This window comes from Candidatus Defluviilinea gracilis, from assembly GCF_057138825.1.
In genome coordinates, this window is record NZ_DBNHEF010000055.1 from 1 (window position 1) to 3,166 (window position 3,166).

At 53.6% G+C, this 3,166-nt stretch carries 4 protein-coding genes; all 4 read right to left on the reverse strand.

The window, feature by feature from the left end; all coding sequences use genetic code 11:
• Window positions 1-156: 156 nt before the first annotated feature.
• The 4 genes from AC16KF_RS08590 to AC16KF_RS08605 all read right to left on the reverse strand — a co-directional run bounded on the left by AC16KF_RS08590 (window position 157) and on the right by AC16KF_RS08605 (window position 2,924).
• Complete coding sequence (locus tag AC16KF_RS08590) at window positions 157-891, reverse strand: hypothetical protein (protein ID WP_484036896.1); 735 nt, start codon at window positions 889-891, stop codon at window positions 157-159.
• On the reverse strand, window positions 876-2,015 hold the full coding sequence (locus AC16KF_RS08595; RefSeq protein WP_484036897.1) for a glycoside hydrolase family 25 protein: 1,140 nt from the start codon (window positions 2,013-2,015) through the stop codon (window positions 876-878). Before AC16KF_RS08595 ends, AC16KF_RS08590 begins: the two co-directional genes overlap by 16 nt.
• Entirely contained in the window at window positions 2,015-2,329 is a 315-nt protein-coding gene (locus AC16KF_RS08600; protein ID WP_484036898.1) for a hypothetical protein, read from the reverse strand. The genes AC16KF_RS08595 and AC16KF_RS08600 overlap by 1 nt, the downstream gene beginning before the upstream one ends.
• 205 nt (window positions 2,330-2,534) lie before the next feature.
• Window positions 2,535-2,924, reverse strand: a complete 390-nt coding sequence (locus tag AC16KF_RS08605; protein WP_484036899.1) for a hypothetical protein — start codon at window positions 2,922-2,924, stop codon at window positions 2,535-2,537.
• Window positions 2,925-3,166 lie beyond the last annotated feature (242 nt).

The following is a 3,166-nucleotide window of genomic DNA, read 5'->3' on the forward strand; positions in this document are numbered from 1 at the left end:
CAACAAAGCGTGCACCCGACCGCCTATGGCGCGGGTGGGCGTGGGCGTCTTGGTAGCTTACTTGTTTCTTTGGGTAAGTATCTTATAAAAATCGGCGGCGGGTAACGCAAACCGCTTGGACTAACAAAAAGCCCCTGATTGTTCAGGGGCTTTTTGTTATGGATACTTGTAATACGGCAGACTGTACGCGCTCACCCGCTCGACCTCATCCAGCGGCATGAAAATATCATAGCAACTCACCAGCGGCATCATCGTCACCTCGAAATTGTATCCCCATTCGGGCGCGATGGCGCGTTGCTCAAACGGGACGCGGGATAACTCGTTATTATTGTTGTCCATCCATACAATCGTCGCGTGAAAAAAGAGATGCGGATGTGACTTCGGATTCACCTGTGCAATGGACGGCGGCGGGTTGTTGCCATTCAAGACCGTTAGTTTCAACTTGTCGCCCACCACGACTCCCGTATGACAGGCATACGCGCACGTGCGGACTTTATCGAACTGCGGCAAGAGCGGATCGCCGTTCGACTTTTTTGAGGTTGTGTCCCGATTCAAAATCCAATTTTGGTACGGCGTGTCGGGCTTGCCGAAACTCGTCCCATTGGTAAAGGCGACCTGATAATTCAATAACGCCGACACATCGCGGGGCGTCATGCGCGGGTTGATCGCCATGAGATACCGTTGCCATTCCCGCGTGAGATCAACGCGCTTCCCCTCCCCTGTACCTATCGGCAGAATGTCGGGGAAACCGTGTTTCTTCTGCTCAAACTTCAACGCCGCTTGCCACGCCGCCCAGCGCGGATCACCGCTCGGCTTCATGCGCCACAGGGGAATCGAGGGCGTCGGCTGGACTTCGTAAAACTTCAAGTCAAGGGTTAGGCTTTTTTCCATGTTTCGCCGTTGACCTTCAACTCCGCGAGTTGTTGATTGACTGTAATAGACAAGCCGACTTGCAGGTCGCCAGTGGGCGGCGGAGTCGTTGTCAATTTCAGGGCGCGTGGCTCTGAGTTGTATGTCAACGCCACCCACAGACCGCCTGTAAGTTTTCCCCAATATTCCTGCTCTTGCGTTTTGCCGTTGGGGATACTGTACTCCACAACGACAAACTCCTCACCGTTATTCAACGGCGGAGGAACGGGGTTGTTATTCGTGCTTGGCGCGGGGCGTCTGTTTGCGCCGCCATTCCATGTGACTTTCCATGTGTCGCTCATTGGTATCTCTCCTGTGGGCGGGGTCGGAGTCTCTGACAGCCCAAAAAAAGTGTTGAAATCATCCAACGTGCCTGTAAACTTGTTCATGTCAATTTCTGTGGTCTCAACGCCGCGCTCGATGCCTTCGGTGGGCGTTCCCCATTGCCAAGTCTTTACAGTTTTATCCGCCCAGGGCTTCGGTATCCGCACGTTGGCGGGGTTGATGGTGTAGTACGCCAACCAGAGTTTGTAATGACTGAAATAGTCCAACGCCGCCGCGTCGTTCTGCGGACTGTTCGCCATCCAGTACCAGTAGCCTGTGTAAATCCAAACCTTGTCCCACGATAACTTTGCGCCTGTGGATTTTAGGCGTTCCAGAAAGTTATACAGATTCCTCCAGCCTTTGTACGCGCCGTTGTAGTTTTCTTCATAATCCGCGACCAACGGCAGTTCACCCAAATCATCGCCCAGCGTTTGACGGTATAAGTCCGCTTGCGCTTTCGGATCCGCCCGCGAGTCATAAAACCAGTAACTGCCGCGCGGCAAGCCAGCCTCTTTTGCGGCTTGCCAATTCTCCACGAAGCGTTTGTCCACCCATACATTCTGCCCCGCCCGAATGATGACGCCTTTGATCCCGCTCGCTTTCATCTTGGCGAAATCGATCTTGCCTTGATAGAACGACACGTCGGCGAGGTCTACATCGCTCCAAAACAAACCTTGCGGCAAATCCAGACGCGGAGCGCGGGGATACTGCAACACGCCCGCCATCGAGAGATGACGGCTTTGCCGCAGTCCTTCACCCATTCGCAGTTCGTCATGTGTCATTACTTACTCTTCTTCACTTTGGGTTGCGTGTCCAAAAGGATTTTTTGCATGAGCGTAAGTTTCTCATCGAATAGACGGTTCTTCTCCTCCAAGATGCGGTTCTTTTCTTCCAACGCTTCTTTGAGTTTCAGCGCGATCTCCTCGCGGATCGCCAGCTCTGATTCGCGCTCCCGCTTGTTGTTCTCTTTGCATTCATGCAGTTCCTCGCGGAGCGCGTCCACACTGGCTTGCGTCGCCTTGTTGCGACTGCTCAGCCAAGCGACCAAGATCGCCGCAATGCCTGTAATGATGGATACGGTAATCGCCTCGTTCATCAATTATCTCGTCTCCTCCAATCACATTACAGCGGGAGGAGAAACAAACCCCCAACACGCGGCTTACGCCTGCCGATGCACAACAACCCCGCAACCGCAGGGAGGTATACAAGGACAAGCAACCACGCGCTGGGGGTCATGCGCTATCGTTTGAGCAAACCGACGCGCTGGACGGTGACGCATTTCGTCGCCGCCTCGCGTCTGATTAGATCAGGGTGTTCCCTTTTCCAGCCAGTTTGTTGGCGACAAACAACGTGCCAACGCCGGAGAGGATCACCACCAACACGTTGAAGAGGATGGTCACAAAGGCTTCATACTGCGCGGGGATGAGATTCACCCATCCTTGCAATGTGCCGAGGACGAAGAGTGATAATGCGCCGGAGATCGGCGTCGCAAATTCGCGCAAATCCAAACCGATGTACGAGAACAGGAACGCGAACCCCGCCGTCACTGCGGCGAAAATCAAGCCCGCGATCCATGCGTTCAATTCAGCCGGAATCGGCACGGCAGTCGCCAGCGAGGATGCCGGCGCGAACCACGCGAACGCAATCAACAAAACGGAAAGACCGATGAAGACCAAACGATTTTTAGACATGATAGACTCCTTGTTTGTAGGGTGACAAAACGACAAGCGCATTATACCCCAAAACACAAACCGCCCTCTGGCAAGGGCGGCTGTGTCTTCGTTATAGCAACCCCTCCGCATAAAACACAGCCCCACACGCAAATACCACCAATCCAATCACAATCACAACTCCCCAAACAATCAGATTAAACTCCTCTGTCACTTCTTGGTTGTCGGCTGTATCAAGGTCTCGTTTCATTTTCGCCTGCGCT